Annotated in this window: 4 protein-coding genes; 3 read left to right on the top strand and 1 reads right to left on the bottom strand. The window is 66.7% G+C overall.

Annotated features, from left to right (window positions below):
- Nucleotide 1: 1 nt before the first annotated feature.
- On the top strand, nucleotides 2-676 hold the full coding sequence (locus tag AC3AYF_RS18290) for a pyridoxine 5'-phosphate synthase (RefSeq protein ID WP_295041183.1): 675 nt from the start codon (nucleotides 2-4) through the stop codon (nucleotides 674-676).
- Nucleotides 677-681: 5 nt separating this feature from the next.
- Here AC3AYF_RS18290 and AC3AYF_RS18285 read toward each other — a convergent pair whose 3' ends face one another.
- Entirely contained in the window at nucleotides 682-3,183 is a 2,502-nt protein-coding gene (locus tag AC3AYF_RS18285; protein ID WP_295041182.1) for a response regulator, read from the bottom strand.
- Between the two features lie 281 nt (nucleotides 3,184-3,464).
- Between AC3AYF_RS18285 and cysM the strand changes: the two genes are divergently transcribed.
- Both cysM and AC3AYF_RS18275 read left to right on the top strand, forming a co-directional pair.
- Entirely contained in the window at nucleotides 3,465-4,361 is an 897-nt protein-coding gene (gene cysM / locus AC3AYF_RS18280) for a cysteine synthase CysM (RefSeq protein WP_487780146.1), read from the top strand.
- A 2-nt stretch (nucleotides 4,362-4,363) separates the two neighbouring features.
- Nucleotides 4,364-4,808, top strand: a 445-nt coding sequence (locus AC3AYF_RS18275; protein WP_487780145.1) for a TRAM domain-containing protein, incomplete at its 3' end; no start/stop codon positions are given.

Genomic DNA, 4,808 nt, shown 5'->3' with positions numbered 1-4,808 from the left:
CCTGCATCTGCGCGAGGACAGACGGCATATCCAGGAGCGGGACGTCGAACTGATCGCGGCCGTGCTCAATACGCGCATGAACCTGGAGATGGCGGTGACCGAGGAGATGATCGCCCTCGCCGAGCGGCTGAAGCCGGCGGATGTCTGCCTGGTGCCGGAAAAGCGGGAAGAGTTGACGACCGAGGGCGGGCTGGACGAGATGGCAGGCCGTGATGCGGTCGCCGGCGCTTGCGAGCGACTCGGGGCGGCGGGTTGCCAGGTATCGCTGTTCATCGATCCCGAGCCCGCGCAGATTCAGGCTGCGTTCGAGGCGGGCGCGCCGGTGATCGAGTTGCACACCGGCGCGTACGCGGAGGCGACGGGCGCTTCACGGCGGCTCGAGTACGAGCGATTGGCGGCGGCGGCGGAGTTCGCGAGCGAACTGGGTCTGGTGGTGAATGCCGGGCATGGACTTCACTACCACAACGTCGAGGCGATCGCGGCGATCCCCGGCGTTCACGAGCTCAATATCGGCCACGCGATCATCGCCCGCGCGCTGTTCGTCGGGCTCAAGGAAGCCGTGGGGGAAATGAAGCGGCTGATGGTCGCGGGCCAGGAGTCCGGGCTGATCGCTCAGATCGAATCCTTTGACCACGACCACGACCACGACCACGACCACGACCACGACCACGGGTAGACCTGTCAGTGGATGTCGGTGATCGCCTGGTCGTCGGCCCAGAGGATCAGGCGATCGCAGGCGGCTATCAGCTCACGAAACGCCTCGTCGCACTCGTCGATGTCGGCGTGGCGACAGCGTCGCTCCAGCTCCTCGCACGCCGCCGCGAGTTGCGGTACGCCGCAGTAGCGACAGCCGCCCCCGAGCTGATGGACTCTCTCTCGAAGCAGGGCGACATCACGCTGTTGCCATGCCGCATTCAGTTCCCGGCGGTGTCTCGGCAACTCCGCGATCAGCAATGTCATCATCTCCGTGACGAGCGCTTCGCGACCGCCGCTGCGTTCCCGGGCCTGGGCCTTGTCGACGACCGGCAGGTCGCCGGCATGGGACAGCGGGTTCGGGGCGGGTAAACCGGCTTCTTCCACCGCGCTCTCCCGGTCGGCCATCGCCGTTTCCGGCTGCCGGTCAGCGGTCGGCGATTCGGCGATGGGCAGGTATTTCGCCAGCAGTTCCCTGAGCAGGCGCTCGTCCAACGGCTTGGCCAGTACTTCGTTGGCCTCGCTGCCCGCCACCCCGGTGTCATGATTGTCCGGTCCCGCCGTCATGGCAATGACGGGCTTGTGCGCCCAATCCGCGCCCAGTCGTCGCAGTCGACTCGTCGTCTCGAAGCCGCTGGCGTCCGGCAGATGCAGATCCATCAGAACCAGGTCGACCGGTGTTTCCGAGGCGATGGCGATGGCCTCTGCCGCGGTGCCGGCCACCAGGGCCTTGGCGCCAATGATGGGCAGGACCGCGTCAAGGTAGTGCTGAGAGACCTCGTCGTCGTCGACGACCAGCACTCGGGGGCGGGCAGGCAGTGTTCGCTGACGACATTCCGCAAGCATCTTGGCCAGGGTGCGGCCCAGCATATAGCGGGACATCGGCTGCCTCAGCACGACGCTGCCCTGAGGGAGGCGCCAGGCCAGCGCCCGCGTCGGTGCCACGTTGGCGACCACCAGGCAGGGCTGGGAAATGGCGTCGAATCGGCGCTGCCAGAGGTCGTGGGTGTCGGGGGAGAGCGCTTCGTCGTCGATGCCGATGATGAGGAGCTGACTCGTGTCATCCGCCGACGTCAGCGAATCCGCCGTGGCCATGGTACTCGGCAGCGCGTGCCAGCGCTTGAGGGCGTAATCCAGCAGATGGGCGAGACGGGTGTGGGGCTGCCATACGCCGATCCCGGCTCCCCCGAGGTCGAACTCCGCCGGACGAACGTAGGGTTCGCAGGCCTCGAACCCGAGGCGGGAAACGATCGTCTGACTCCCGGCCCGGCGCTCGCCCAGCGCGAGAGAGCCGTCCATCTCCGCCGCCAGACGATGGCAGATGGCGATACCGACGCCGTCCTCGGCGTTGACGGAGCGAGTCGCACCTTGCTCGACCAGGCGGCGCAGCCGTTCACGGTGGGCGGGTGTGGCGTTGCCTCCGTCGCTCACGCTCAGTCGGAGCCGGACGGCGCTGCCTTCCCGGCTCTCCAGCACGATGCGCGTGACGACGTCGCCTTCGCCGCCGTACTTGATGGCGTTGTTGACCAGGTTGGTCAGCAACTGGCGCACGGCGACGTCGGCGCCGATGAGGCGGGGCGGGACATCGTCGTAGACGATCGCCAGCAGGGTAATTCGCTTGGACTGTGCCAGCGGGGTCTGGAGGCAGAGGACTTCCCACAGCACCTCGGCGATATCGAACACGTTGTTCGTCCGACAGCGGCGGGAGTCCCCCAGCACATGGTCGACGGTATCCAGGAGGCCATTGGACGCCAGGTGAATGTGACGCAGCCACTCGCGCTGCTGGGCATCGAGGGGCGTGTTCTCCAGCAGGCGACAAAAACCGAGCAGGCCGGAGAGTGGCGCGCGCAGTTCATGACTCATGTAGGTGAGGTCGCTGTCCGGACCGGCCTCGGAGAGGTTGACGGAGTGGCCGGCGGGAGCCGCCTGCTCCGGCAGGCTGTCGGGCTTCCTCCCGGCGCGCCGTGAGTGTCGCCAGGCGAGAGCCGCGGGAATCAGCAGCAGCAGCGACAGCAGTGGCATCAGGGCGGGGAGGGCGCTTTGCGAATAGGTGCTGGCTCTCGAGGGGTCGAGGGTCAGGTCCAGCCAGTAACGACGGGGCGACTGCAGTGCCAGGAAGTCGCCCAGTGGCTGCACCCAGCGCTGCGAGCCGCCCTGGTCCCAGGTTGCCAAGGTCGCCGGAAGCGTCGTAAGTGGCGGGGGCGGCGCGGACCCGGTGAAGTCCCGTGTGGCGCCGCTGTCGTCTCGCAGGGTGGCGTTGACGATCGCCGGATCGTCGGTCAGGCGCACCAGCAGCCGATGAACTCGCGCCATGTCTTCATCCTGCGCCGCTTCGGCCAGTGAAGGCGTGAAGACGCGATTGATGCTTTTCAGCCGCCGGGAGAGCATCTCGTCGCTGGCTCGATGCCAGTCCCACGCATGCCACCCGGTGATCCCGAGCAGTAGCGCCGACAACAGCAGCGATAGAATGATCAGCCAGCGTGAAGCCATGAGTTACCCGAGCCTTTTGCGTTCCCAATCGATTCTATCGGCGAATACGGTCAAAACCGTAGTGTCTGCCGTAACCTCAGTCGACCCTGGTGTAAAAAATGTCTTCGGCATCGTCTCACGGCATCACCAGCGTAGCGAAGGCCGGATCGGGTGGTCGAGCGCTGTCATGTCCCCCGCTGGCTTCGATATACTGTAGTCACTCTCTATCATCGGTTTTCGGCTGATCGTCTCGAGGCGGCAGGGACCGAAAACGTTCAGGCTCTGGCTCTAGGACATTCACTATGGCATTCCCCACGCTTGCGCAGACCGTCGGCAACACGCCGCTGGTCAGACTCGCTCGCATTTCCGCCGGGCGCGACAACACGATTCTGGCCAAGCTGGAAGGCAACAATCCCGCGGGGTCGGTCAAGGATCGTCCGGCGCTGTCCATGCTTCGCGAGGCGGAGGCCCGCGGCGACATCTCTCCCGGCGACACGCTGATCGAGGCGACCTCCGGCAATACCGGCATCGCCCTGGCCATGGCGGCGGCGGTGATGGGTTACCAGATGGTCCTGATCATGCCCGACAATGCCTCGAGCGAGCGCAAGCAGGCCATGGCGGCCTACGGTGCCAGACTGATCGGCGTCAGCAAGGAGGCGGGCATGGAGGGCGCACGCGACCTGGCAGACGAGATGATCGCCCGGGGCGAGGGCAAGCCGCTCAACCAGTTCGCCAATCCCGACAACCCCCTGGCGCACTACCGCACCACGGGCCCCGAGTTGTGGGAGCAGACCGCCGGGCGTATCACGCACTTCGTCAGCGCCATGGGCACCACCGGCACCATTATGGGAACCTCGCGCTATCTGAAGGAGCGCAACCCCTCGATCCAGATCGTCGGCCTGCAGCCGGCCGATGGTGCCAGCATCGCTGGCATTCGACGCTGGCCGGAAGCCTATCTCCCCGACATCTTCGATCCGCAGCGGGTGGACAGCGTGCTCGACATCGACCAGCAGGAGGCCGAGGAGCACATGCGTCGCCTGGCACGGGAAGAGGGCATTCTCGCCGGCGTCTCCTCCGGTGGCGCGCTGGCGGGTGCATTGCGGGTCGCCGAGCAGGTCGACAATGCCGTCATCGTGTTCATCGTCTGCGATCGCGGCGACCGCTATCTCTCCACCGGCCTCTACGCTCCGGAATCCTGACCATGGCGATGCTGGGGAAAAGGCGGACGCCGGCCGTGCGCCGGGAACGCCAGGCATCGCGACCCGCCACCGCGGCGTCCGTGGACGCGGGCACGCTGACGGTCGAGCGGCTGGCCCATGACGGGCGCGGCGTCGCGCGCGACGGTGAAGGCAAGACGGTATTCGTCGACGCCGCACTGCCGGGAGAGCGCGTCGAGGTGGCGATACACCGCCAGCGCAAGCGCTACGACGAAGCGCATGTCCGCGAGCGACTCAGCGATGCCGCGAACCGGGTGGAACCGCCCTGCGTGTACGCCACTCGTTGTGGAGGATGCGACCTGCAGCATCTGAGTGTTGCGGGGCAGCGCGAGCACAAGCGACAGGTGCTGGTCGACCTGCTCGGGCGCCAGGGTATCGATGCCCCGGAGGACGTGGCGATATTGGCGGGTGACGCTGCCGGTTACCGGC

It is taken from the genome of Salinicola sp. (assembly GCF_982684285.1).
Note: the sequence above shows the minus strand (reverse complement) of the source record. Positions and strands in the feature narration are given on the sequence as shown.